Source organism: Dethiosulfatarculus sandiegensis, from assembly GCF_000931935.2.
Lineage (GTDB): Bacteria > Desulfobacterota > Desulfarculia > Desulfarculales > Desulfarculaceae > Dethiosulfatarculus > Dethiosulfatarculus sandiegensis.
This window is the reverse complement of sequence record NZ_AZAC01000029.1, coordinates 60212-86732: the sequence shown is the minus strand read 5'-3', so window position 1 is coordinate 86732 and position 26521 is coordinate 60212. Positions and strand designations below refer to the sequence as shown.

The 26521-nt window shown below is 52.2% G+C and carries 22 protein-coding genes; 14 read left to right on the top strand and 8 right to left on the bottom strand.

All coding sequences use genetic code 11. The features are described 5' to 3' along the window. Positions 1–57: 57 nt before the first annotated feature. The 7 genes from X474_RS16575 to X474_RS16545 all read left to right on the top strand — a co-directional run bounded on the left by X474_RS16575 (position 58) and on the right by X474_RS16545 (position 9273). A complete protein-coding gene (locus X474_RS16575; RefSeq protein WP_044350473.1) occupies positions 58–2775 on the top strand; it encodes a molybdopterin-dependent aldehyde oxidoreductase in 2718 nt (905 codons plus the stop codon). 123 nt (positions 2776–2898) lie between these two features. Next, on the top strand, positions 2899–5208 hold the full coding sequence (locus tag X474_RS16570; protein WP_044350471.1) for a pyridine nucleotide-disulfide oxidoreductase/dicluster-binding protein: 2310 nt from the start codon (positions 2899–2901) through the stop codon (positions 5206–5208). Continuing rightward, complete coding sequence (locus X474_RS16565) at positions 5209–5421, top strand: DVU_1557 family redox protein (RefSeq protein ID WP_044350470.1); 213 nt, start codon at positions 5209–5211, stop codon at positions 5419–5421. Then, positions 5421–6146, top strand: a complete 726-nt coding sequence (gene trsM / locus X474_RS16560) for a DVU_1556 family methyltransferase (RefSeq protein WP_044350469.1) — start codon at positions 5421–5423, stop codon at positions 6144–6146. Before X474_RS16565 ends, trsM begins: the two co-directional genes overlap by 1 nt. A 2-nt stretch (positions 6147–6148) precedes the next feature. Then, positions 6149–6595 (top strand): DVU_1555 family C-GCAxxG-C-C protein, encoded by a 447-nt coding sequence (locus X474_RS16555; protein WP_044350468.1) that lies wholly within the window; start codon positions 6149–6151, stop codon positions 6593–6595. Next, on the top strand, positions 6585–7961 hold the full coding sequence (trsS, locus tag X474_RS16550; RefSeq protein WP_044350467.1) for a radical SAM (seleno)protein TrsS: 1377 nt from the start codon (positions 6585–6587) through the stop codon (positions 7959–7961). Before X474_RS16555 ends, trsS begins: the two co-directional genes overlap by 11 nt. A 7-nt stretch (positions 7962–7968) precedes the next feature. Further along, positions 7969–9273, top strand: a complete 1305-nt coding sequence (locus X474_RS16545; protein ID WP_044350465.1) for a DVU_1553 family AMP-dependent CoA ligase — start codon at positions 7969–7971, stop codon at positions 9271–9273. A 72-nt stretch (positions 9274–9345) separates the two neighbouring features. On the opposite strand, the gene X474_RS16540 is transcribed toward X474_RS16545, so the two are convergent. From X474_RS16540 to X474_RS16525, 4 genes are all read right to left on the bottom strand, one after another. After that, positions 9346–10500: an MASE1 domain-containing protein gene (locus tag X474_RS16540; protein ID WP_052515319.1), complete on the bottom strand. Its 1155-nt coding sequence runs from the start codon at positions 10498–10500 to the stop codon at positions 9346–9348. 398 nt (positions 10501–10898) lie between these two features. Further along, positions 10899–12350, bottom strand: coding sequence for a flotillin family protein (locus X474_RS16535; protein WP_044350464.1), 1452 nt, complete (start codon positions 12348–12350; stop codon positions 10899–10901). 57 nt (positions 12351–12407) lie between these two features. Next, positions 12408–12977, bottom strand: a complete 570-nt coding sequence (locus X474_RS16530; protein ID WP_052515318.1) for a hypothetical protein — start codon at positions 12975–12977, stop codon at positions 12408–12410. Between the two features lie 398 nt (positions 12978–13375). Next, on the bottom strand, positions 13376–14008 hold the full coding sequence (locus X474_RS16525; RefSeq protein ID WP_044350462.1) for a LysE family translocator: 633 nt from the start codon (positions 14006–14008) through the stop codon (positions 13376–13378). A gap of 714 nt (positions 14009–14722) precedes the next feature. On the opposite strand from X474_RS16525, the gene X474_RS16520 reads away from it, so the two are divergent. The 7 genes from X474_RS16520 (at position 14723) to X474_RS16495 (ending at position 22314) form a co-directional block, all read left to right on the top strand. After that, positions 14723–15529, top strand: a complete 807-nt coding sequence (locus X474_RS16520; protein WP_044350461.1) for a PilZ domain-containing protein — start codon at positions 14723–14725, stop codon at positions 15527–15529. A 153-nt stretch (positions 15530–15682) separates the two neighbouring features. Next, positions 15683–15883 carry a DUF8180 domain-containing protein gene (locus tag X474_RS16515; RefSeq protein ID WP_044350460.1) on the top strand — a complete coding sequence of 67 codons (201 nt, stop codon included), beginning with the start codon at positions 15683–15685 and terminating at the stop codon, positions 15881–15883. 353 nt (positions 15884–16236) lie between these two features. Then, entirely contained in the window at positions 16237–16965 is a 729-nt protein-coding gene (locus X474_RS16510) for a TetR family transcriptional regulator (protein ID WP_052515317.1), read from the top strand. 153 nt (positions 16966–17118) lie between these two features. Beyond that, a complete protein-coding gene (locus X474_RS26245) occupies positions 17119–17265 on the top strand; it encodes a hypothetical protein (protein ID WP_156360809.1) in 147 nt (48 codons plus the stop codon). Between the two features lie 85 nt (positions 17266–17350). Further along, positions 17351–19804 carry an efflux RND transporter permease subunit gene (locus tag X474_RS16505; RefSeq protein ID WP_044350458.1) on the top strand — a complete coding sequence of 818 codons (2454 nt, stop codon included), beginning with the start codon at positions 17351–17353 and terminating at the stop codon, positions 19802–19804. Between the two features lie 37 nt (positions 19805–19841). Further along, positions 19842–20666: an outer membrane lipoprotein-sorting protein gene (locus X474_RS16500; protein WP_082464441.1), complete on the top strand. Its 825-nt coding sequence runs from the start codon at positions 19842–19844 to the stop codon at positions 20664–20666. Between the two features lie 67 nt (positions 20667–20733). After that, positions 20734–22314 (top strand): DUF1302 domain-containing protein, encoded by a 1581-nt coding sequence (locus X474_RS16495; RefSeq protein ID WP_044350457.1) that lies wholly within the window; start codon positions 20734–20736, stop codon positions 22312–22314. A 186-nt stretch (positions 22315–22500) separates the two neighbouring features. Here X474_RS16495 and X474_RS16490 read toward each other — a convergent pair whose 3' ends face one another. The 4 genes from X474_RS16490 to X474_RS16475 all read right to left on the bottom strand — a co-directional run bounded on the left by X474_RS16490 (position 22501) and on the right by X474_RS16475 (position 26375). Beyond that, a complete protein-coding gene (locus X474_RS16490; RefSeq protein ID WP_044350456.1) occupies positions 22501–23223 on the bottom strand; it encodes an alpha/beta fold hydrolase in 723 nt (240 codons plus the stop codon). Positions 23224–23377: 154 nt separating this feature from the next. Further along, the gene (gene cydB / locus X474_RS16485; protein WP_044350455.1) at positions 23378–24403 is read right to left on the bottom strand and encodes a cytochrome d ubiquinol oxidase subunit II; all 1026 of its coding nucleotides are present in this window, start codon (positions 24401–24403) and stop codon (positions 23378–23380) included. Further along, entirely contained in the window at positions 24396–25748 is a 1353-nt protein-coding gene (locus tag X474_RS16480) for a cytochrome ubiquinol oxidase subunit I (protein WP_044350454.1), read from the bottom strand. The genes cydB and X474_RS16480 overlap by 8 nt, the downstream gene beginning before the upstream one ends. A 204-nt stretch (positions 25749–25952) precedes the next feature. After that, positions 25953–26375 (bottom strand): RrF2 family transcriptional regulator, encoded by a 423-nt coding sequence (locus X474_RS16475; protein WP_044350453.1) that lies wholly within the window; start codon positions 26373–26375, stop codon positions 25953–25955. Positions 26376–26521 lie beyond the last annotated feature (146 nt).

The window sequence follows — 26521 nt, the reverse complement described above, 5'->3', positions numbered from 1 at the left end:
GAAAAGCCTTTGCCGTAAATCGGGCTGGAGGCGGAAAGCGCCAAGGAGGATTTGGATATGCTGAAAAAAAAGCTGATCATAAACCAAAAACCGACCGAAGTTATAGCAAATCCCAAGACCCCGCTGGTAAATGTCCTGCGCGAACAGCTTCTTCTCACCGGCACCAAAATCGGCTGTGGCCAGGGTCAGTGTGGCTGCTGCAGCGTTCTCATGGACGGCAAGGTGGTGCGCTCCTGTGTGACTAAAATGGACAAGGTCAGCGATATGGCTGACATCACAACCATTGAAGGCATAGCTCACGAAGATGGGCCCCATCCCCTTCAGTCCTCTTGGATGAAACACGGGGCGGCCCAGTGCGGCTACTGTTCACCCGGCTTTATTGTCAGCGCCAAGGGCCTTTTGGACCAAAACGACAATCCCTCCCGGGAAGAGGTGAGGGACTGGTTCCAGAAACACAGAAACGCCTGCCGCTGCACCGGCTACAAACCCATTGTGGACGCGGTCATTGAGGCGGCCAAGGTCGTGAGAGGCGAAGAAGCGGCGAGCGACCTGGAATACAAACTGCCTGACGACGGTGTTATCTGGGGAGGTGAAATCCCCAGGCCCAGCGCCCTGGCCAAGGCAAACGGCACCTGCGACTACGGAGCCGACTCCAGCCTGAAACTGCCGCCGGACGCCCTTTCCCTGGCCCTGGTCCAGGCCGAGGTTTCCCACGCCAATATCCTCGCCATTGACACCTCCGAGGCAGAGGCCATGCCCGGAGTGCAAAAAGTGGTGACAGCCAAGGATGTAAAAGGCAAAAACCGCATAACAGGCCTTATCACCTTCCCGGACAACAAGGGCGACGGCTGGGACCGTCCCATTCTTTGCGAGGAAAAGGTTTTCCAATACGGAGACGCCCTGGCCATAGTCTGCGCCGACACCAGGGACCAGGCCCTGGCCGCCGCGGAAAAGGTCAAGGTTGAGCTGGAAGAGCTTCCGGCCTATATGAGTGCGCCTGAGGCCATGGCCGAAGACGCCATGGAGATCCATCCCGGAACCCCGAACATCTACTACGAGCAGAACCTGGCCAAGGGCGAGGATACCGCTCCCATCTTTGACAATGCGGCCAATGTAATTGAAGGTGATTTTTATGTAGGCCGTCAGCCCCACATGCCCATGGAGCCGGACGTGGGTTTCGCCTATCAGGATGGCGACGGCAAGCTCCACATCCATTCCAAATCCATTGGCCTTCACCTGCACCAGGCCATGATAGCTCCGGGCATCGGCGTGGAGTTGGAAGACCTGATCATGGTGCAGAGCATGGCAGGCGGCACCTTTGGCTACAAGTTCAGCCCCACCATGGAGGCGCTTTTGGGCGTGGCCTGCCTGGCCACCGGCAAGCCGGTTTCCCTGCTTTACAGCTATCGGCAACAGATGACCTATACCGGCAAGCGCTCACCCTTCTTTATGAAGGTGCGTTTTGCCAGCGATGAAAACGGCAAACTTTTGGCCATGGAAAGCGACTGGTCAGTGGACCACGGCCCCTACTCCGAGTTCGGAGATCTGCTCACCTTAAGGGGCGCCCAATTTATCGGCGCAGGCTATGATATTCCGGCCATCCGGGGCAAGGGCCGCACTGTCTGCACCAACCACGCCTGGGGTTCGGCCTTCCGGGGTTACGGCGCCCCTCAAAGCGAGTTTGCCTCTGAAGTCTTAATGGATGAGCTGGCTGAAAAACTGGGCCAGGACCCCTTGGAGCTGCGCTATCAAAACGTTTACCGCAAGGGTTCCACCACCCCCACCGGCCAAGAGCCGGAGGTCTATTCCCTGCCGGAAATGGTGGATAAATTGCGGCCCAAATACCAGGATGCCCTTAAAAATGCCAAGGAGAATTCAACCGAGGACGTCAAGCGCGGGGTGGGGGTCTCCATCGGCATCTATGGCTGCGGCTTGGACGGACCAGACGCTTCCGAAGCCTGGGCCGAGCTTATGCCGGACAACACGGTGACCATCTATTCCTGCTGGGAGGACCACGGACAGGGCGCCGACGCCGGTGTTCTCGGCACAGCCCATCAAGCCCTGCGCCCACTGAACCTGGCTCCGGAACAAATCAACCTGGTCATGAACGACACCAGCCGGGCCCCCAACTCAGGGCCTGCCGGCGGCAGTCGCTCCCAGGTCATGACCGGCAAGGCCATTCAGGTTGCCTGCGAAAAACTGCTTGAGGCCATGGCCAAACCCGAAGGCGGTTACCGCTCCTATGAGGAAATGCAAAAAGCGGGCTTGGAGGTCAAAATCACGGGTCAGTGGACCGCCCCGGCCACCAACTGCGATGAAAACGGTCAGGGCAGTCCCTTCAGCGTATATATGTACGGCATCTTTATGGCCGAAGTTGCAGTGGAAACAGCTACGGGCAAAACCACGGTTGAAAAAATGACCTTAGTGGCCGACGTTGGCAAAATCAACAACAAGCTGGTTGTGGACGGCCAGATCTACGGCGGCCTGGCCCAGGGCATCGGCCTGGCCCTGACCGAGGATTTCGAGGATATCAAAAAGCACTCCACCCTTATGGGCGCGGGCCTTCCCTACATCAAGGACATACCCGACGACATGGAAATTATCTATGTGGAGACTCCCAGGAAAGACGGCCCCTTTGGCGCGGCCGGAGTGGGCGAGTTGCCGCTGACCAGCCCCCACGCCTCCATATCGAACGCCATTTACAACGCCTGCGGGGCCAGAATCAAGAGACTGCCTGCCAGGCCTGAAAAAGTGCTGGCCGCGATGCCCAAATAAAACTTTTGAAAGCTTTTACAACCCCCTTACCCGGTCCACCGGGTAAGGGGTATTTATTCCGCAAACCTTTTTGCCTTTGACTAAGCCATGGGCAAAAATCACTAACTCCAAGGTCTCCAAAACATGGAGCAAAAAGAACTAAAGCAACTGGAAAGTGTCTGCATTCAGGATGAGCCGCCCAAATGTCAGGCCGCCTGTCCCCTGCATGTAGATGCCCGAGGACTTTTACAAAACATAACCAGGGGTTATTGGGACAAGGCCTACGCCCTTTTAAAACGGACCCTGCCCTTGACGGGGATTTTGGGGCTCATCTGCGAAGAGCCCTGCCGTGAAAATTGCCTGCGCAAAGAAATGGACAGTCCCCTGGCCATTGGCAAATTGGAACGCTACCTGGTTCAGAACCTGCCCCGGACCGGTCCGCCGACAAAACTGCCGGATAAGGGACTCTCCCTGGCCATATGGGGCAGCGGGATATCCAGCCTTTGTGCCGCCTGGGATCTTCTGATCAAGGGCTATGAAGTGCACCTCTATGAACCCGGCCCCCGGATTGCCCCTTATCTGCGCAGCCTGGAGCAGACGCTGCTTCCGAAACAATACCTGGAAAATGAACTCGACAACCTGAACAGCCTGGGGCTGGTCACGCATATTGATCAGGGCCAGGCCGGGCCTGAAATCCTGCAGAGCCTTTCAACTGAACACAAGGGTGTTTTCCTGGGCCTGGATTCATCCGACCCGAAAGATTGGGGCGCAGACCTTTTTCGGGAGACCGGCCTGATCACAGATCAGCTCACCCGGGCCACCACACAGTCGGGAGTGTTTGCGGGAGGTGATCATGAATCGTTTATATTCAGGGCGGCTCAAGGAAGATGGGCCGCGGTTTCCTTGGATCGGCATGCCCAAAAGGTGTCGCTCACAGCCGGACGTTCCGGGCAAGGTCCCATACCAACCAGGCTCTACACCAATCTGACCAGGGTGATTAAGGAAAACAAGCCTGCCCTGGTTAAGGAACAGGAGATCACAGACGAGCAAGGCGCAAAAAGGGAGGCGGGCCGCTGCCTGGACTGCCAATGCCTGGAGTGTGTAAAATCCTGTCTTTTTCTCAAGGAATTCGGCTCGTATCCCAAAAAATATTTAAGGGAAATCTATAATAACGATTCCATTGTAATGGGCCAGCACCAGGCCAACACCCTTATCAACTCCTGCGCCTTGTGTGAGCTTTGCACCAAGGTTTGCCCCACTGAATTTCCCATGGCCGAAATCATCATCAGGGCCAGGCAGGCCATGGTGAAAAAGGGCAAAATGCCTCCTTCGGCCCATGAATTCGCCTTGCTGGACATGGATCAGGCCAACAGCGATGGCTGTTCTTTGGTGAGGCATCACCCGGGAGCCCAAACCAGCACTTATGTATTTTTCCCGGGCTGTCAGTTGGCAGCCTCCAACCCCCTGGCCGTAAAGGCGGCCTATGAATTTTTAAGCCAAATTTTTCCCGGAGAAGTGGGGCTGTGGCTGGGCTGTTGCGGAGCACCCGCTCATTGGGCCGGGCGAACAGAAAAATTTGAAAACGATGCCGATCAAAGGCTAAAAACCTGGCGGGAATTGGGCGAACCTTCTTTGATAACCGCCTGTCCCACCTGCAGCCAGACCCTGCCCAAAGGGCTTCGCCAAGCCAAGATAGTCTCCCTTTGGGAAATCATGCTCCAAAATGAGCCGCCGCCAAACCCGCTGAAAAGGCAGGATGCACACCTAGCCCTGCATGATCCCTGCACCGCAAGGGACATGCGGGAATTAAGGCATTCTGTAAGAAAACTTCTTGACCAGGCCGGGTTCAAAATCCGGGAACTTGAGATGAGCGGCGAGTACACCCAATGCTGCGGCTTTGGTGGATTGATGCAAAGCGCCAATCCTTCCCTGGCCCAAAAAACAAGTGAACAAAGGGCAAGCCAAAGCAAACTGGATTTTGTCACCTACTGCGCCATGTGCAGGGATAACCTGGCCGCAACCGGCAAACCCACGGCTCATATACTGGAACTTTTGTTTTCCCGGGCCACGGAAGGAGACCCCTTTGCCAGGCCCTGGCCCGGCTGGTCGGCCAGGCAGGAGAACCGGGCCAAACTAAAAAACCTTATCCTGGCTGAACTTTGGCATGAAAGCGGACCACAAATGGCGGATTGGCAAAAAATAGAGATAACCATGGCTCCTGATGTAAGGCAAAAACTGGACCAAAGGCGCATTCTGGACCAGGACGTCAAACAAGTGCTTTTAAACGCCGAAAAAACCGGCCAGGTGCTGAAGCACCAGGAAAGCGGGCATCTTCTCGCCGGGTTCAAACCCCTTAATGTTACTTTTTGGGTTGAATATTTACCGGAAGGCGCAGGGTTTAAGATCTTCAATGCCTATTGCCATCGCATGAGCATCGTTGAAAGGGGAGTCTAAATGGCCGGACTTTATGCCACGGAAAAGGACCTGGCCTGGACCTGCGCGGCGTGCGGCAAGGCCCTTGAGTTAAAAAATGTGGAACTTGAGTACATGGGCAGCCGTTTTAAGGTGGAGTTGCCCTGTTGTCCGAACTGCGGCCTGACCTTGATACCGGAAGACCTGGCCCGGGGCAAAATGCAGGAAGTGGAAAAACTTCTGGAGGACAAATAGTGCCCCCTTTTGCCCTGCATCGCCTGCCCTGCCTCAGAAAGGCGGCCCATCCCTGGCTGAGCCCCTGCACCCCGGAGTTGACCCGCCACGCCCTTTCTTTTTGCGGTTTTAAGCCCCAGGACAAAATCCTGGATGTGGGTTGCGGCACAGGCAGCACCTTAAGGCTTCTGACCAGGGAATTTTCCTTGACCGGAGTGGGGCTGGATATGGGACTTGATTACCTTGAGCAGGCAAGAGCCCAGGATCCAGGCCTTTTTCTTATACAAGCCAATGCCCGCAGAATCCTCCCCATAAAGGCCAATTCCCTTAAAGGGGTCCTTTGCCAGTGCGTCTTAAGCCTGATCGAGGACCCGGAAAAAGCCCTGCTTGAATTTCACAGGGTGCTAAAGCCCACAGGCTTCCTTTTGATTATGGATCTCCATCTTGATAATCCCGGACCGGAAATCAAAAACTTGAGTTTACAATGTTGTTTCACCAGGGCGGTGACTCCCCAAAACGGACAGGAACGCCTTAGGAAAACGGGCTTTGAGCTGGTCAGATATGAGGACCACTCCAGGCTTTTGGCCGAGTTGGGAGCCAGATTGATCTTTGAATGCGGGTCCATGAACGCCTTTTGGGACCTGGCTCTCAGTAATGAAGAACCAAAGGCCAAGGACCAAATCAAAAAAGCCAAACCGGGATTTCACCTCATGATCGCAAAACCAGTAACAAAACCAAGGGGGTGAAAATGGCAGACCCCATGTTTGAAATGATAACCCTGGCCGCAAAAGGCTATACCTGCGCCCAGATAATCATGCTCCTGGCCCTTGAACAAAGGGGGCGGGAAAATCCTCAGATGATCAAGGCGCTCTCGGGACTTGCCTATGGCCTGGGCCAGGGAAGCGGAACCTGCGGGGCCTTGACAGGGGGAGCCTGCGTGCTGGGACTTTACGCAGGCAAAGGCCAAGATAATGAACAGGCAAATGAAAGACTGCCCCTTATGCTGGAACAGCTTAACCTGTGGTTCAAGGAAAAAATCGCAAAAGATAAAGACGGCGTGACCTGCGCGGAAATCACGGATAACCGGCAAGGAGCCGGGCCTAAGATGCAGGCCTGTGGTCAGATAGTGGCTGAAACCTTTTCCAAGGTAATGGAAATTCTTGAAATGAACGGTATTGATCCCCATGCCGAATAACAAAATAACCGCTGGCGGCATCCTCTCCCAAACCCAGAGTCTTTGCCCGGTTTGCTTCCGCCTGCTCAAGGCCCAAAGGGTCCTGAAGGGAAATGAAATTTTTCTGGAAAAACAATGTCCCGAGCACGGTGTTTTCAGCACTGTGATCTGGCGGGGTGAACCGGAGTTCACCTCCTGGGTGCGCCCCAAAATCCCCTCTTACCCCCAAAATCCCGCAACCGATTACAACCGGGGCTGTCCCTTTGACTGCGGCCTATGCCCGGAACACAGGCAACATACCTGCACCGCGCTTATGGAGATAACCCAGAACTGCGACCTGGGCTGTCCGGTCTGTTTTGCCTCTTCCGATAAAAAAAGCCTGCCCGATCCCGAGCTGAAAGAAATTATGGGCTGGTGCCGGGCGGTAATGCAGGCCAGCGGCCCCCGCAACATTCAACTCTCCGGCGGAGAGCCCACCATGAGAAAGGATCTCAGCGCCATCATAGAAATGGTGCGCAACCAGGGCTTTTCCTTTGTGCAGCTGAACACCAACGGCATAAAGCTGGGGCAACGGCCGGGATACGCGCAGGAACTGCGACAGGCAGGCCTGGCCTCCGTCTTTCTGCAATTCGATGGATGCTCAGATAAAATCCAACGCAAAATAAGGGGAGCGGATCTGCTCAGGATCAAACTCAAGGCCATTGAAAACAGCGTACAGGCCGGTTTGGGTGTGGTCTTGGTGCCCACCCTGATTCCCGGGATCAATACAAACGACTTGGGGAAAATCATGGAACTCGCCTTAGACCTGGCCCCGGGCATAAGGGGAGTGCATTTTCAACCCGTCAGCTATTTCGGCCGCTTTCCCCATGATCCTTCAGACAGGGATCGCCTGACCCTGCCGGAGATCATGCAGGGCCTTTATGAACAGACCAAAGGGCTATTAAAGATCACGGATTTTCATCCTCCGGGCTGTGAAAACGCGCTCTGCTCCTTTAGCGCGGCCTATGTAAAAACAGGCTCCCAAAGCCTCACCCGACTGGGAGGGGAAACCGGGCAATGCAATTGCAGTCAGTCTGAACCCGAAGTGGCGGCCCTGGGGGCCCAGCGTTCGGTTGACCTGGTGGCTGAAAGGTGGTCCGCCCCTGCGCAGGGGGCATGCGGTTGCAGCCAGGTGCAGAATTACTTAAGTTTCGACGATTTTCTGGGCATGGCCCGCACAAACACCTTTACTGTCTCAGCCATGGCTTTTCAGGATGCCTGGAACCTGGACCTGGAAAGGGTGAAGGACTGCTGTATCCATGTGGTTTCACCAGATAAAAGGCTGATACCCTTTTGCCTTTACAATCTGACGGACATCCGGGGAAAGACCCTGTACAGAAAGGTTTAGGCTTTTTTTGATCACGCCCTTGGACAGCTGGACTCAAGCCAGGATCAGCGGGAAACCCGGTAGGCTGGATCGCGAGTTATTGGAGAGTTATCAACTTTCCAGGTTGAACCAGACCCTGGCCTGGGCGGCCGCCAACAGCCCTTTTTACCGAAAGCACCTTGGAGGCGCCTCACGTCTCTCCCTTAACAGTCCGGCTGATCTTGAAAGGCTGCCCTTTACCCGGCCGCAGGATCTGTCTGCCAAGGGCCTTGATCTCCTTTGCCTTTCCCAAAGCGATTTCAGCCGAGTGGTGACTCTGCCCACCTCCGGCACCACCGGCCGGGCCAAACGGCTTTATTTCACGGAAGAAGACCTCAAGCGCACTGTGGATTTCTTTGGCCGGGGCATGAGCACTTTTACCGAACCCGGAGACAAGGTGCTGATCCTCATGCCGGGGAATACTCCGGGTAGTGTGGGGGATCTTCTGGAAAAGGCGCTTTGGGGGATCAAGGCCAGGCCTTTTCAATATGGCTTTGTCAAAGACCCGATCGCCGCCTTGGCCGGAATAAAGGAACTTAAGCCCGAGGTCCTGGTGGGAACTCCTCTAGACCTGCTTACCCTGGCCCGTCTGAATGACCTGCCGCAGGGAACGGTTAAAAAGGTGCTTTTAAGTGCGGACCGCTCCCCTGTATCCCTGGTAAGGACTATAGAAAAAAGTTTGGGATGCGAGGTGTTCGACCACTACGGCATGACCGAAATGGGGCTGGGCGGGGCGGTGGAGTGCAAAGCGAAAACCGGCTATCACCTGCGCGAGGCGGATTTTTATTTTGAAGTGATTGACCCGAAAACCGATGCATCCCTTGAGCCTGGAGAGACCGGTGAGGTGGTCTTCACCACCCTTACCAGAAAGGGCATGCCTCTTATCCGCTACCGTACGAAAGACCTGGCCGCATTTCCGCCTCTGCCCTGCCCCTGCGGCAGCAGGCTTAAACGGTTGAGCAAAATCAAAGGGCGCATTGGGTCTCTTATTCCCCTTGACCAGGGAGAAACGCTCAACCCGGCCGACCTGGATGAGGCCCTTTTCAGCCTGCCCTACCTGTTGGATGCGTCCTATTCCCATAGTAGAACCTCCGAGGGGCCAGGCCTCTTAATTACGTTGTATGCACTTGACGCCTCGGATAAAACCCTGATCCAACAGGCGCGCCACAAACTCAAGGCCCTGCCCTCACTGACAAGGGCCCTGCGAGCGGGCGGTTTGGCTTTTTGGGAGGTCAAACTCGATGTGAAAACCGCCCTGCAAAGGACAGGCGGCAAAAGAAAAATGAACCAATAAACATTAGCCGCAAGGTGGGGCAACGGGGTGACTGCTTTTACAGGCTTCAGACAGATTTAGAAATCACTTGTCCTACTCAAGGTCTTCATCGTCAAACATGTCTGGATATAACTTTCTGGCGCAATCCGGGCACAGGCCATGGCTAAACTGGGCGTCTGAGTGCTTGGCAAGATAAGACTCAACCCTTTGCCAATATCCTTTATCATCCCTGATTTTATGACAGTTGGCGCAGATGGGTAAAATTCCGCTTAAGGTTTTCACCTCTTCCAAGGTCTTGTTCAAGCGTCTGTTGGACTGCTCAAGATCCCTGGTGCGTTGCAGCACCTTTCCTTCCAAAAGCCTTTGCTCTTTTTTCAGCTCGCTCAAAAGACCCTGGGTATACATAAAAGCCAGGAAAAGGCACAATAGCAGCGCCACCATGGTGGTGTATGATTCCAGGGTTGATTCCCCCACATAAGGGCCGTATCCCATGGCTGTGGCGCAAATGCTGTAAAACGCAGTTATTAAAAGACTGACAGATATGGCCTTCAGGTCCATGGTAATGACCACATATAACAACAGGGGAAAAATTAAAAAACGAACTTCTCCCAGCCAGGCGTTGCTTGCGAAAAGAAAAAAAAGCAGCAATCCCAGACAGGCGTAGAACTTTTTATCGGTGGTTCGCAAAATTGCGCGCAGCCCCTTCCCTTTACATGAAAAATAAATAGGAAGGGCCAATGATATGCCAAGGGTGTCCGCCAATGCCAATACAGCCGAGCGGTTAAAAAAATGGGCGGCTGCATGCTCATGGCAAATGCCAAAAAGATGAAGAACAACAACCAAAATCCAGGTGGTTGAGGCACAGGGTAAAAAAGCCACCATAAAGAAGAAACGCAAAACTTCTCTGCCGCTGGTAAAGGGATTCAAAAGTTTTAAATGCTTGAATATTTTAAAGGCCAAATACCCCTGTAAAGTATCCGCGCCCGCCAGAAACAGACCGGCCAAAAGAGGTCTCACGGCATCGAGCATATTGTAATTTTTGATTAAAAACGGGGTATTTATCAGATAGGAGCCTATGAAGATCCAAGGCAATCCCTTGGCCCCTGTTTTTAATAATAAGGCCAAGGCTATGCCCGCAGGCAACCAAATTACGGTAAGATTGCCGGGCGGAAGGTTGGCGCAAAAAACACCCAAAAAACCACTTAAAATATAAAAAACAAAAAAAGTAAAACCAACCCGTATTTTCATCACTCTACGCCCGGATAATTTCAGAAAAATATCAGAATCAGCTCTTTCACTAATAAAAGATAACATAAAGCCCTCAAAAAGAAAGCGATGAAAACTAGTTTTCAATTAAGATAGTTCAGTAAATAGTTTAAGAAAAAATCAGCCAGGGTGGGTGGAGTCAAACGTAAAATCAGGCTAGGGTAAGGTTTAAGCCTGTTCAATTGTCAACATCATGACAACAGTAAAACCCTTCTGATAATTGTAAAGAGGCGAACAATAATGTAACCCGGATTTTTTATATTCCTCAAAAAACAGCCGCCTTCCGACAGGGTGTGATGTAGAATATACTGTCAAAAGGCGGCTATTTAATCTCACTTTTTTTAAAAACCGGTGTTTTAAAAAATATAAACCTCTCGCCCTTATTCAGGCTTTTTTGAGGGAGTGGAAACCGATTTGGGCGTTTCCCTTCTTTGAGGCAGAGCCGTATCTTTACCCACCCATTCCGGCAACTCCATGCCACTCATATTCAAAAGATCCTTTATGGGGGGCAGTGAGTTCATCATGCCGGAGAGGAAATTGGCAGTGGAGGTCTGCCCGTCTGCTCCCTTGCCCGACTCCCAGACGGTTATCTTGTCTATGCTGATTCCCTTGATCGCCTGAACCTGAATCTCCATCAACTGCTCCAGCTTCTGGGCAATCAAAAGTTGCACGGCCAAATCGGGATTATCCCCCGCCGCCTTGATAAGCTGGTTAAAGCCTTCGGCCTGCTTTTGCAAGGTAGCCTCAATACCCGCGGCCTGGCCCTCCATTTCCGCCCGGGTGGCCTCACCCTTGGCCTGACCGGCCAAGACCGCCTTTTGTTTCTCCGCCTCGGCCATGGTCACTTGCGCCTTGGCATCCCGGCTGGCTTGTTCCATGGAGGCTTCGGACTGAATTATCTGCCGTTTCTTCTCTATCTCGGCCTGAACAATGATATCCGCTTCCTTGGTTGCCTGTTCACGCTCCCGGCGGGTCAGCTCGGCTTTTTGCTCTGCCTCATAGGCCGCCCGCAAGGCCTCGGCCGCCTTGATCTTCTCCGCAGCCTCACTGCGTCGCTTGGCCTCGGCCTCGGCTTCCCGGCGGTCTGCCTCCGACTTGGCTATGGCCACCTTGGAGTGGTTCTCACCTTCCACGGCCATAGCATCGGCCTGGGCCACCCGGATACGTTGTTCCCGCCTGGCGTCGGCCTCACCGGCGGCGCCGTTGCGCTCCTGCTCGGCCACCTCGATCCTGGCCTGGTTGGTGGCCTCGGCTGCGGCCTTTTTACCCAGGGCATCTATGTAGCCGGATTCATCGGTAATGTCGGTAATGTTGACATTGATGAGCTTGAGACCGATTTTTTTGAGCTCGGTCTCCACATTGTCCATCACCTTGCGCTCGAAATTCTCCCGATCCGCATTGATTTCCTCAATATCCATGGTGGCGATGGTGGCCCTGAGCTGACCGAAGATAATATCCTTGGCGTTATCCTCCACCTGCTCCCTGTCCATGGATAAAAGCCTTTCCGCAGCCAGGCTCATCACATCGGGCTCGGTTGAGATGCCAATGGTAAAACGGGAAGGCACATTCACCCTGATGTTCTGTTTACTCAAGGCGTTTCTGAGGCTTATGTCAATGGTCATGGGAGCCAGGTCGAGGTAGCGGTAGTTCTGGATCAAAGGCCAGACAAAGGAAGCCCCGCCATGGATGCATCTAGCTGCCCGCCCCTTGCCCACTTTACCGTAGATCACCAGCACTTCATCGGAAGGGCAGCGTTTATAACGGGACAATGCCGCTAAAATTATGGAAAAAACAAATAATGCAAATATACCTAAGGCGACCAAAGCAGCCATTTTAATTCCCCCCGATTTCAAGTTGGTTTACGGCAAAAAAAAAGCTTAAAGCGGCGGTTAATCTCCCACTAAAAGCGAATTTCCATCTAATATCTGCAAAACAAAAACACGCTGGTTGCGTTTTAAGGCTGGGCCTTCGGTTTCAGCCTCCAATTCCACCAGCCTGCCCTGAAGGGCAACCATCACCTTGCCCCTACCCTGACGTTCGCCGGGCACAGTCAGGCTTACCCTGGCCTCTTTTCCCACTGCGTTTTCCAAAACCAGGGTTCCATCGGACTTAAGGCGGGCCAAGGTTTGCATCACATAAAAAGAAGCGGCCAAAAAGCCAATTCCCCCGAGCATTCCGGCCAAGGCAGCCAGAAACACGGGAATCCCAAATTGACGACAGGACAAGGCCACCCAGGAGAAGCCCAGGAAAAACGCCACCATGTTGCGGACCGAAAAATAGCGAAAACCGGTTAGATCATCAGGGGATTCCGTTTCGGCATCGGCTTCTCCCAGATCACCGTCTTGGTCAAGGCCCAAAAAAGTAAAGACTGTCTGCAAAAGAAAAAACACCGTGGAAAATACAGCCAGACCCCATAAAAACTGGTCGGCGCCGCTTAAGGCTTGCCACCACCCGGTCATTTAGCCCCCCCGCTTAAAGTATTCATATTAACAAGGGAATTCCCCCCATGGGATTCGCTCCAGTCTTCCGGACGGACAGTGAAAAAGGCGTCTTGGCCTTTTTCAATTCAAACCTGGTAAAGACAGGTTATTTCCAGGTTTGTAAAGTAACCTCACCATACCACCCGAGACGGTTTTGTGCGCCTGTCAAATCGTTTATGAAGCTTATTGAATTACGCCACATCACCTATCTTTAGCCATACAAATATATAGTATCAAAACAATAGGACAGCCAAATTATTTTTATACGGCATCCGCCTTGTCCGGCCGAAACAACCGGGTTATTTGCACGGCGAGAAACCTGTTTTATCAAAAGACGTATGCCGGGCATTTTTATTACCGGCAAATTAAAACAGCCCTTATTCCCTGCCGGAAAGGGCCAGCCCCAAGCCCAGGGCGACAAACAGGCCCCCGGTGAAACGCAGGCGTATTTTTTGAGCTTTAGGAGTTTTGAGACGCTCACCAAGATACCCGGCAGACAGACCGACCAGCACATTGACCAGGGTGCCGGTGGTCATGAAGATCAGCCCCAGAAAAGCGGACTGCCAGGCGGTGTCCGGGCTTTTTGGATCAATAAATTGAGGAAGAAAAGAAAGAAAAAACAAAGCAACCTTGGGATTGAGGGCGCTGACCAACATCCCCTGTTTGTATATTTCGGTCAAAGGCTGTTTTTTAAAGGCCTGCTTTTTCAACACCTCCTGCCTGGTTAAAAAATTTTTCAGGCCCAGATAAATCAGATAGCCCGCACCGGCCCACTTTAAAACCTGAAAAAGAGTGGCGGACAATAGGATAAAGGCCGATATGCCTGCCACTGCTCCGGCTAAATGGGCTAATCCGCCGGTTGTTATGGCCAAGGCGGAGACAATTCCTGCCTGGCGGCCTTGAGCCGCCCCCCTTCCGGCCACATAGAGCATATCCGGACCGGGAGTTAAATTAAGGGCAAGCCCGGCCAGAATGAAAACATGCAAATTTTCCACGCCCGGTATTATCAAACTCTTTGATCTCCAAACTTAAGCGCCGATTCTCCACTAATCAGCCAAACGCAGCTAGTTGCCACTTTTTCAATTTTTTTTAATTAAATAAATAAAGAACGCGCATCTGTCATTTATTTTTCATAATGCAAAAGAAACAGGCAGACCCCAAATTAACTGAATGAGACTGCTCAGGACTGGTTATCATTTCCTAAGGCAAAGTCAATCTTTTTTATGGTGCTAAAAAGCCTCAAACAGATCAATACAACCTTAACATATTTGTATTTATAGCATTTCAGCCCTTCCCAGTTCCATCCACCACCTTCGGGTAAAAGCAAATCAGGTTTTTCCCGTCAGAAATTTAACTTGAGATAATCGGATATATGCGCCAATATTCCAAATATTGTAATGGAGCGCTAAAAGGTCGGGCAAAGCAAACTTTGCAGATAAATATCCTTTTGGTAAACCTAAAACAGGGTCTGCTCACCTAAGGAAAAGCCTACTATGGTCAGGCCTATAAATATTGGCGGAAGAGTATTGACGGAAAGCCGTACAGACCTTGCAAAGCCTGTCCGAGCCGAACTCATTACCCGACACCGAAACGCAATATGATTCCAGGACTGGATGCCGCATTCAATGAGTTCATTCAGCGCTCTGCGCGCAAAAAGCATTGACCCGCACACAAGCACTAACTCATCAGACTTAAAAACTCAAAGCCTTCGACCAGGGGTTAGAGTGGATATTGTGCTTGGTGATGAAAGCGGCGCCTCCCATGACATCAGGGCATCTGAGCTGCAAAAAATCTATCCCGACGGGACCCTTTGCCTAGCCCAGACCAGGCCCTCTTTGACTGAAAAACAAGTAGGGAAACCACTCAAAGTTACTTTTCTGTTTGCATTGGACCGGCAAGAAGGCCCATGCTGGTTACGTACAGGATATAAAACCGTGCTAAGTGGAATAAGCAAAAGACCTCAAGGTGAATACGGCTTTATGGAATCGCTTTTGGTTCCAGGGCCCACGGAGCTCACAGAGACTGATCTGCGCATGCATGTACGCATAACCACCGGTGACAATCTTCCCGTATTCATTGCCCCCGTCAACCGCCAAGAACTGGTAAACGGCCTGGTTGACCGTTTTTCCCAAGGGATGCGGACCCGCCTGATGGCCGGCACCAAGGGGGAGCCGCTTTTGATCAAGGAATTCACCGAATCTTTCAACCACCTTCTGGAAGAACTCAAGACCGGACAGGCCCCGCTTCAGGCCTCTACCGTGGATTTTTCCATGGGAGGCATCAGGTTCGTGCATACCGATCAATGGGAATTCCCCGTAGCCTCCCGCCTGAAAATCGCCTTGAATATGGGACAAAAAGATATATCACTGGAAGGTATTGTGGTACGGTGGGGCGAATTTGACCCGCAAGGCGGTGATCAAGCTCGTTTTACCTGTCTGCGCTTTACAGGTATAAATGAAGAACAAAAGAGAGACATCAAAGAATTGATGGAATCACTGGTGCAAGAGCGCCAGGGCTATTGGGCTGAATAGACTTAAGAGCAGAAATCACCTGCTGGAAGTCGAACGCCCCTTTTTCTTAGAACAACTTAATCCGGGCCGGAAAGCCTGACTACCCGGGGGGAGAATCCCACCTCTATAAGCGTTGCGGCCAACTGAAAGGCCGCCAAAAGGAGGCTGACATCAATGGATACACTGGAAAAGGCCCTTATCAGACTGGACCATTGGATTCACCATAACGAGCACCATCAGGAGGAATACGAACTTTTTGCCGACCAGCTGGACAAAGAGGGCAAAAAGGAATGTGGCGACATGGTGCGCAAAGCTGCCGAGCTTACCTCGCAGGGCACTGACGCCTTACGTAAAGCTCTGGAGATATTGAAGTAATCTTCCGGGGAAAGCCCTTCCAAGGCTTTCCCCTGCTTAATATTCAAATAAGTCATTCCGTTTTAGCCAAGACCTGTTCCGGAAAAGCACTGTCTACGGGCAACTTCCTTTTTTAAACTCTCCCGAGTAAAAAAAACCAAATCAGCCGGGAATCACCCAACAGCAATCACCTGTTATTAGTTAATCCTTATACATCGCTTATCTAATTGTTTTCACAGAGCAAGGCGGCCTTACAAACAACACCATCAAACGTTTGTTTAATTTTTCCAGCTAAAAACTTGACAAACGTTTGTTTAACTTCTAGACTCTGATTCTCAAACGTTTGTTTAACTACCAAGCAAAAGGTACGCAAAATGGCTATGAACAATAAAAACGCGCCTCAAGACCAAACGGAAACCACCCCCAAGGAACGCATTTTTGAGGCGGCGGTAAAGCTCTTTGGGCAAAAAAGCTCAACAGCCACCGGAGTTCGGGAAATAGCCAAAGAGGCTGGGGTCAATGTCGCCATGATCAGCTATTTCTACGGCTCCAAGCAAGGTCTCTTAGAGGCGCTTTTAGAGAAATATTTCATCCGGTTCACTGCCATAGTCGAAGAAGTTATTGGAGATGCGGAGATTGAATCCATAAAGGATTATGATTCTTATTTCAGGCAGTTCACTGAAAAAGTGATACGCTTTTATGTTGAGAATCCCAACCTGGTGCGGGTGGTGATGATGGAGATGCCCCTTGATTCTCCCAGAAACGCGGAGATAAAAGCCGCCTGGTGGAAACAGGTTTTGAAACGTTTCTCAAATCTCACCGAGCATCTGCTTCCCCAGGACCCGAGCACCCTGGAGGCCTTTGGTATAATCGGCCCCGCCTTCAACTCTGCCACGGCATCGCATTTTCTACTCATGCCTATAATCGAAAAAGTAGGGGCCATAAGAAAAGACGAGCAATTCTTTGATCGCTATTGCCAGCTGATGACCGAATTTTGCCTGCACGGTTACACAGGTGTTTTCGAGCTTCTCTGCTCGCAGTCAGCAGCTGAGGACCAAACCTCTCCGTACTGTAACAAGGGGGATCAGGCGCCCCCCGGTTAAGGCGAATCCAAAAGCAAAACAGGATTTAAGCTTCTGACAGCTCAAAATTCACGTCTTTGGAAAGGGAAGCAAGGTGCTTTGATGGCACAGGTACGACCATTAACAAAGAACCCGGCTTTATGCACCCCGGACCGGTTAGTAGGCGCTCCAGGTTTGGTCCTGCTGCTTTGCCTCACAATCATGATCTTTTTCCTTTCTTGCCCTTTGTTGGATCGAATCGCCGAGACTATTGCCCTTAAACAATTTTTTTTAGAGGTGGAGTTCAGCCGGGTTTTGACCGCCTGCCTCGAACAGGCCTGAAAGCGGCCGGTTCAGAGCGGATCAAGGTGAAAACCGGTTAAAAACTCGAGCTATCACCCAATTGTACAGTGGAGCCATTTTAATAATGAGTCAGATCAGAAAAGATATTGAAAAGGGTTTCGAATCTTTTGCCGGTGTTTTAATCAGGTACAGATTCATAGTTCTCATTTTAATGCTGGCCCTGGTTGCGGGTTTGGGTTCATTTACCCGCAACCTGGTCATGGACACCTCAACCGAGGGTTTTCTGCATAAAACAGACCCCGCCCTGGTCACCTATGACCGTTTCCGGGACCAGTTCGGCAGGGATGAAACGGTAATCCTCTCCCTCACTCCTCCCAAAATATTTGATCAAGCCTTCTTGGAAAAGCTCAAGAAAATGCACCGGGAGCTGGAAGACAAAGTTCCCTATGTGGACGAGGTGACCAGCCTGATCAACGCCCGCAACACCAGGGGCGAGGGCGACCGGCTCATTGTGGAGGATCTGCTGGAGGACATGCCCCGGAACAAAGAGGAAATGCAGGCCCTTGAGCAAAGGGTCATGCAAAATCCCCTTTACTTGAACCGGCTTATAAGCAAAGACGGCAAGACCACCAATATCACCATCAAGACCTATGCCCGGGTCAGTGAGGCCAGGAAGGACACCCAAAGCCTGCTGGAGGGATTTGACGAACCCGAAACTAAGGACAAACCCCTTGAAAATGGGCGTTCAGGCCACACCTATATCACCGGCGCCCAGAACAGCGAAGTGGTTGTAGCCATAAAGAATATAGCAGACCGCTATCGGGGCCCCGACTTACCCATCCGCATGGCCGGCTCTCCCAGCGTCACCCATTTTCTTTCCAGCGCAGTCCAGCAAGACACCGCCTTCTTCGTACGCCTGGCCCTTATTGCCATTGGAACCCTTTTGTTCATCCTGTTCCGCAGGATAACAGGTGTGGTGTTGCCTCTTTTAGTGGTGGCTTTTTCGGTTATCAGCACCCTGGGGCTCATGGCCTTAAGCGGCACATCGTTCTCCGTTCCCACCATGATCCTGCCTTCCTTTTTGCTGGCAGTGGGAGTGGGCGCAAGTGTTCACATACTCTCAATTTTTTATCAGGCCTTAAACCAGGGAATGGGTAAAAAAGAATCCATAGTGCATGCCCTGGGACACTCGGGCCTGGCGGTTGTCATAACCAGCCTCACCACTGCCGCGGGACTGGCCTCTTTTGCCATGGCCGAAATCGCCCCGGTATCAGCCCTTGGAATATTCGCCTCCACAGGCGTTATGCTCTCCCTGGTTTACACCGTAGTGCTTCTGCCAACCCTTTTGGCCATTATCCCGATCAAGCCCAAGCATAAAAAGGCAAAGGCAAACCATCACGCCCGCATGGACGGCATCTTGAACTGGATCTCCATCTTTTCAGCCAAAAGGGCCAAGGCCATTGTCCTGGTGTGCCTGGTTTTGACCCTGGCTTCGGTGGCGGGATTCAGCCGTTTGACCTTAAGCCACGACCCCCTGATATGGCTGCCTGAAAACAGCCCTGTGCGCCTGGACACCGAATTTCTGAATCAGGTCTTTGACAGCTCGGTAAACATGGAAGTGCTTATCGACACAGGCAAGGAAAACGGCCTATACGATCTTGCCGTGCTGAACACCCTGGACCGCATGGAAAAGGAAGTAGAGGCCTTTAAACACGGAAGATTCAGGGTGGGCAACACCTTGAGCCTGGTGGACATTTTGAAGGAGATCAACCAGGCCTTGAATGAAAACAATCCGGCTAAATACAAGGTTCCCCAAAATCCGGCACTGATACCTCAGGAGTTCTTGCTCTTTGAAAACAGTGGATCAGATGACCTGGAGGATGTGGTCGACACCAGCTTCAGCGTAGCCCGCTTCAGCATCCTTAGCCCCTGGATGGACACGGTGGCCCAAAACCCGGCTTTGGACAGGCTGACCAAACACTTTAACGAGGCCTTTGACGGCAAGGCCAAGGTCACCATCACCGGCATGGTCCCTCTTTTGGTGAGGGTCATGAACGCCAGCGTCATGAGCGCGGCCGAGAGTTACATCCTGGCCTTTATGGTTATCACATTCCTGATGATCCTTTTAATTGGAAGCATCCGCTTAGGAGTGCTTTCCATGTTCCCCAACCTGTTGCCGATCTTTATCACCATGGGCATCATGGGATGGTTTAACATCCCCCTGGATATGTACACCATGCTGATCGGTTCCATTGCCATCGGCCTGGCGGTGGATGATACGGTTCACTTCATGCACAACTTCAGACGCTATTACTTTGAGACCAATAACGTGGCCGAGTCCATCAGGCTCACCCTTTTCACCACCGGCAGGGCCATGCTGGTAACCAGCATCGTGCTTTGCGCAGGTTTTTTCCTCTACATGTTTGCCAGCATGAACAACCTGTTCCATTTCGGACTCTTGACCGGCACAACCATCCTTCTGGCCCTGGCCGCGGACTTTTTCCTGGCTCCGGCCCTGATGGTTCTGGCCCATAAAAAAGACAAACCCGAGGCTTCGGCCCAGGCTGCGGCCCAGTAATCTCATGATGAATCTTAAGCAACCAAGGAGAATAAAGATGCCGTTTTCCAGATTCAAACCAAACCCGCTTCTGCTTTTCGCTCTGGCCCTGACCCTTGTCTTCCTGACAGGAGCAGGCCAGGCCACAGCCGGCCTCAGCGCAGACCAGATAATGGAAAAGGTCGACGCCAGGGATGACGGCGACCATATGACCGCCGATATGGGCATGATCCTGATCGATAAAAACGGCAACCAAAGGGCTCGGTCCATGAAGAGCTTCAGCAGGGACAAGGGCCGCGACACCTGGAAGATCATATTCTTCACTGAACCGGCGGATGTTAAGGACACGGGCTTTTTAACCTATGATTACCGGAATCCGGAAAAGGATGACGATCAGTGGATGTATCTGCCCGCCCTGAAAAAAATCAAGCGCATTGCCAGCTCGGACCAGTCCAAGCCTTTCATGGGCTCAGACTTCTCCTATGCGGATATGAACAAAAGGGATATTGAGAACTACAACTACAAAATCCTCAAAGAGACCAAGGTCCAGGGTCACGACTGCTGGATTATCGAGTCCATCCCCAAGTCCGACAGGGTGGTTATGATGTATGGCTACACCAAGAGCATATTGATTGTACGCAAGGACATCTTTATGGTGGTGAGGGGAATCAACTTTGTGCGCGAAGGTAAGAAACTGAAATACTTCGACACCAAAGAGCTTAAGCAGATAGACGGCATCTGGGTGGCAAGCAAGGTCAACATGCGCACGGTCAGGGGTAAACAGACCCTGCACAAGACAGTGCTTACGCGAGACAACGTCAAATTCAACCAAAACCTGGATTGGAGCATCTTTACCAAGAGGCGTTTGGCCAAGGGGCTATAAACCGGGATTTTAAACTCCGCGCCCGGCAGGCTGCTCTCAGGTAACCTGCCGGGCGGCCCTTAAGCCTTTGGCCGTTGGATCGGAATTCTTTTTAGATGTGATTTTTGGTGACAGGCTATTTCTCAAGGAGCAGGAAAACGTGTTCAGAACCAGGGCAAAAATCATGCCCCTATTGCTGGCCCTGTTTTGTCTATGGGGCTTGACAGGACCGGATGCCGCCAGGGCGGAGACGAAATCCCTGGATCAGATGCTCGAAGGATTCAACTCCGAACCAGAACCTCAAAATACAGGTTCCTATGATTCGGTTTTGCAGGGTTTTGAAGAAAAAAAAGCCGACCCGCCCCAGGACTCTCTGGATGTTTTAAAGGGCTTTGAAGAGACAAAAAGCCCGTCGCCCAAGGAATCCGTTTCCCAGGACCAGGCCTTTAGCCTGCCCCAATGGCTGGATATTGAAGGAGACCTGACCTTCAGGTCCGTGGCCAACCTGGACGCAAACCCGCCGGCTCCGGGTCAGACCGACCACAGGGGCTTGGACAGCTTAAGGGGAGAGATCTCCTTGCAGGCGGATGTGGAGCTGCCCCAAAACTGGGATTTCAGGATCTCGGGTGACGCTTTTTATGACGCCGCCTTCAGCATAAACGGCAGAGACGACTACACCGGCCCGGACCTGGCCTCCCGTGAAAGCCAAGTGGAATTTGACGAGCTCTGGCTCAGGGGATCATTGCTTTCCAACCTGGACCTTAAGCTGGGGCGTCAGATTGTGGTGTGGGGGCGTTCGGACAACATAAGGGTCACGGATGTGCTGAACCCCATGGATTACCGGGAGCCGGGCATGACTGATATTGAAGACCTGCGCCTGCCGGTGGTCATGACCAAACTGGACTATTATCCCGCAGGCCTGCATCTCTCGGCCATCTTGTTGAACGAGATCCGCTTTAACAAGGATCCCGCCTTTGGCAGCAATTTCTACTCGGCCCCATCAAGGCCGCCTGAAGATATCAAGCCCCGCTCCCACCTGGACAACACAGAGTTTGCCCTCAGCCTGGAACAGAACTTCTCGGGTTGGGACTACTCCCTGTATGGTGCCTATTTTTACAATGACAACGGTCATCTGGCCCGGGGCAACCAGGGGATTGTTCGGGAGCATGAAAGGCTTTACATGCTCGGCGCGGCTGTAAACCTGGTCAAGGGCAACTGGCTTTTCAAAGGCGAGGCCGCCTGGTTTGAGGGATTCAAATTCCTGGCCCTCCCCCAAGAGGAAAAATCCCGCCTGGACCTGCTGTTGGGAGTGGAATATTCCGGCATTCACGAGACCACAATTTCCCTGGAAGCAGCCAACCGGCATATGTTCGATTTTGACCAGATCCTGGAAAATTCACCGGAAAACCCCAAGGAAGATGATTTCCAATGGGCGTTGCGCATCAGCCGGGACCTGATGCACGACCGGCTCACCATGACCTTTTTGGCCTCGGCCTTTGGCCTGGGCCTGGACCAGGGGGGATTCCAGCGTTTGGAAGGAGAATATGAACTCACCAGCCATTGGCATTTCATAGGTGGGCTGGTCTTGTATCAATCAGGCGAGCACCGGCCTTTTGAAGCGGCGGGAGACAAGGACCGGGTGTTTGTAAAACTCAAATACAGTTTCTAGTCTTGCTGATCAGGCGGGCAGTGGGAGCAGATGGAGAGATGATGCCTGCAAAACCAGCAAGGGTGCACCACCCCGAAAAATTTAAGCCGGTTGGCAAACTAAATCCTTTGCCAACCGGCATCCGATAATAACCCTGAAAACTTAACAAAAAAAGTCAAGGTAATCCATGACGAATTGTTTCTAACGCTAGGCCAGGCCAGACGCCTTGAGAATGCCGTCTGTCAAAAAGGCCGGGTTGCTCCACAAGGACTCATGCCCTCCCGAGAGTTCAACCAGGTTATACTCCCCCAAATTTTTAGCCATATCAAGATATCCCCCGGGCGGCAGGGAAGCATCGTCTTTGCAGAAAAGTACACTTTTGGGGATCAAAAGTTCGTCAAAGGGCTTTTTATCGATTTTGCCGAGGAAAAGCCCCAAGGGCTGAGTGTTCAGGCGGCCGATAAGATCATCCTGAACCTCTTTCGACTCTTCCGGCATCAGGGCGGTTCTTACAAAGTCCTCCATAATCGGCACGCACCCGTCAGGTGAGGCCTGGGCCGCCTGGGTCATTCCCTGGCTCACCTCCGGAGGGACCAGGTCAAACTGACACATGCCGTGGGGCAATACAAAGGCGTTATGAAAAATAAGATGGCTTATTTTGTCGGCAGCCAAGGGTGCGGCGGCCTGCATGATAATCCCCGCACTGGAGTGACCCAGCAAAACAACCTTTTTCTCCTGGGCATTGAGAACCTTGGCCAGGCTCTGGACGTAATCATCCAAGGTTATATCCGCCGGATTCAGGCCCAGCGCCGGGTCCGGCAAAGTGGGTGCGCTGGCGGTGTGCCCCCTGGCCTCGAGCTCCTTGACAACCTTGTCCCAACACCATCCGCCGTGCCAAGCGCCGTGGATCAAAACAAAATGCTCAGACATGAATCATACCCCCTTTTTTTGCATGATAAAAACGGGCTGAACGGTATCTGATTTCACCGTTCAGCCCGCATGTTAGAACAGGCTCGCAAAAGGGGTCAAGTAGGACGGCTTAGCCTCTTCCTCTAAATCAAGGAGGGAATCGTTCTCCAGACTCCTAATAAGCCTCTTCCCCGGCCAGATCCTCATCAGTCAAGCGATGCCTGAACATATGGTAAGCCCAGGCCTGATAGCAGATCACCACAGGCACCATGACCAACGCCACCCCGAGCATGATCTTGAGGGTGAGTGGGCTGGAGGCGGCATTGGTGATATTTAAGCTATATGCCGGATCAAGGCTTGAAGCCAAAAGATTGGGATACATGCCGGTCACCCCGAAAAGCGCACAAAACAAAATAGCTGCGCTGGAGGCGAACCACGCCTTCCACCAACTTTTCCGGGTCATCATCCACCTGCTTACAAGCATGGCCGCCACCGAGGCCAGGGGAATCAACCACAGAACCGGCATGGCCAGATAATTCTCATACAGTCTGGTGTAAAAGGCGGTTGCCGCCAAAAAGGCCACCGCCACGACCACCATTACCGGCCATAAAACCTTGGCGGTTTTTTGGGCCTTTTGCCCTAGTCCATTGGGGGTCTTTATCGCCAGCCAAAGAGCGCCGTGCACTAAAAAGAGCATTACAAACAAAACTCCGCCCATAAGGCCATAGGGATTCAGCAGAGTGAAAAGAGTCCCATGGTAGACCCCTTCGGCATCAATGGGTATGCCCGTGAAGATATTGGCAAAAGCCACCCCCAAGAGTAAAGCCGGGGCTGCGCTGCCGATAAAAAGGCAAATGTCCCATAGCTTGCGCCAGGCGTCCGAATCCACTTTGGAGCGGAACTCAAAGGCCACTCCCCTCAGTATCAAGGCAAATAAAAGCAACAAAAGCGCAGAATAAAGCGAACTGAACATAACCGCGTAGGCAGTGGGAAAGGCGGCAAAGGTCACCCCACCGGCGGTTATGAGCCATACCTCGTTGCCGTCCCAAAAGGGTCCCATGGCGTTATAGACCAGGCGCTTTTCCCTTTCATCGCCGGCCAGAAAAGGCATCAGCGCACCTGCGCCCAAATCAAAACCGTCGAGCATGAAATAAACAGCCCAAAGCACTCCCCACAGGAAAAACCAAACTGACTCAAGCATGGGCCGCCTCCTTTCCCTCTGACGAATTCACTTTAGAAGCCGCTAGGGGTTCCGGCCCCTTGCGGGCATGTTTGAAGATCAGGTAAAAAGCCGCTGCTCCCAAGAGGCCGTATATGGCAATAAAGGCCACAAGGGACACCCCCACCTGACTGGCGGCCACAGGACTCACCGCGTCGCTGGTGCGCATCAGCCCCCAGACTATCCAGGGTTGCCGCCCCACCTCGGCCAATACCCAACCGGCCTGCATGGCTATATAAGGCAGGGGAATGGCCCAGGGCAGAATCTTCAGCAAAAGCGGGCTCTGACTGGGATCTTTACGCTTAAGCCAGGCCCAGGCCGAAAGCAGGATAAAAAGGGCCCCCAGACCCACCATAAGCCTGAAGCCAAGAAAAGTGAGCAGAACAGGCGGGTGATCCTCCTTGGGTATGTCGTTTAGGCCTTTTACTTCGGCATCAAAATCATGAAACCCCAAAAAACTCAGGGCCCCCGGTATGGGTAGGGCCTCAATCAGATTGCCCCCATTCTCCTGATCCGGCCAGACCAGCAGGTAAAGGGGCGCATTTTTTTGGGTGACCCAATGGGACTCCATAGCCGCCAGCTTGGAAGGCTGTTTCTGCGCAACTTCCTGGCCGCTCATATCACCGTTTACGGCCACAAAAACGCTGAAGATCAGGGCAAAGGCCGCAGCAATGGAAAAGCTTTTGGTAAAAAACTCCACCTGGTTTTTGCGTAGGATATGCCAGGCGCTCACCCCCATGACGAAAAAACCGGCCAGCAGATAGGCCCCGCTAACCGTGTGCAGGAACTCGAGCAATGCCCACTTTTGAGTCACCACGGAGACAAAATCAGTGAGTTCGGCCCGGCCGTTTCTGATCGCATACCCCACCGGGTGCTGCATAAAGGAGTTCGCGGCCAATATCCAATATGCGCTTACAGTGGAGGCAATCGCCACCAGCCAGATGGCCGTGGCATGTAATTTGGGAGAGATGCGGTCCCAACCAAATATCCATACCGCGATAAAGGTTGATTCCAGGAAAAAGGCCAAGGTGGCTTCCACAGCCAAAAGCGAGCCGAAGATATCTCCCACATATTGGGAATAGCGCGACCAGTTGGTGCCGAACTGAAACTCCAGGGTAATGCCTGTGACCACGCCGATGGCAAAGTTGATTATAAAAATCCTGCCCCAGAATTTGGCCATGCGTTTGTATTTTTCATCACCTTTTTTTACATAGACCGTCTCCATGACAGCGATGAGTAGGGAAAGACCCAAGGTCAGGGGCACAAAAAGAAAATGAAAAAAAGTGGCGGCCGCGAATTGCAGCCGGGACAACATCAATACATCCATACTAAATCACCCTCCCCGTTGTCTTGGCCCGGTTGGGCATTGTTATTACTCTTTAATTTACTACTTATCAGATGGGACTTCATAGGTACTTCCAATTAACAGACTATTTTTCTTTTAAAAGATGCCTTTCGAAAACTTTTTTCGACTATTTGAAAGGTTCGGGGCAAGGCTCCAACCGGCTTTCAGCCGCTCATGCTTATTTCTTCAGCTTGAGTCAGAATGCTTTTCCCTGGCAGCCAAGGTGGCGAAATCAGCTGCTCTCAGCACTTGGCGCAGGGCATTCCTGGCCTTATCCCAGACCTCATGAACCGGGCAACCAGGGGTGCGGGCACAGGATTCGGGACGCAAAATACATGTGTTAAGCCCGATATCGCCTTCCACACATTCGATCACGTCTAAAAGAGTTATCTCTTCGGGGGCGCGTAAAAGTTGGTACCCGCCTTTGGAACCCTGGGTGATCACTATAAGTCCGCCGCGTGAAAGCCTCTGGGCGATCTTGCTTAAAAACTGGCTGGGTATATCCATGGCTGCGGAAATCTTTTTCCGATTTACTATTTCACTGGGCTCATGCAGGGAAAGAAACAGCACGCACCTGACGGCATATTCCCCTGCCCGAGTAAGATTCATGTTTTTTCCTTTTTTGATAGAGGACTAAGTTTGTCTTATTTATCTTATATCCCATTAGGCAAAACCAGTGCAACCCTTTTCGCAAGCATCAAAGAAAACAAACTTGATCCGGACGTGCTATGCTTGGGTGGAAACAATAAAATAGG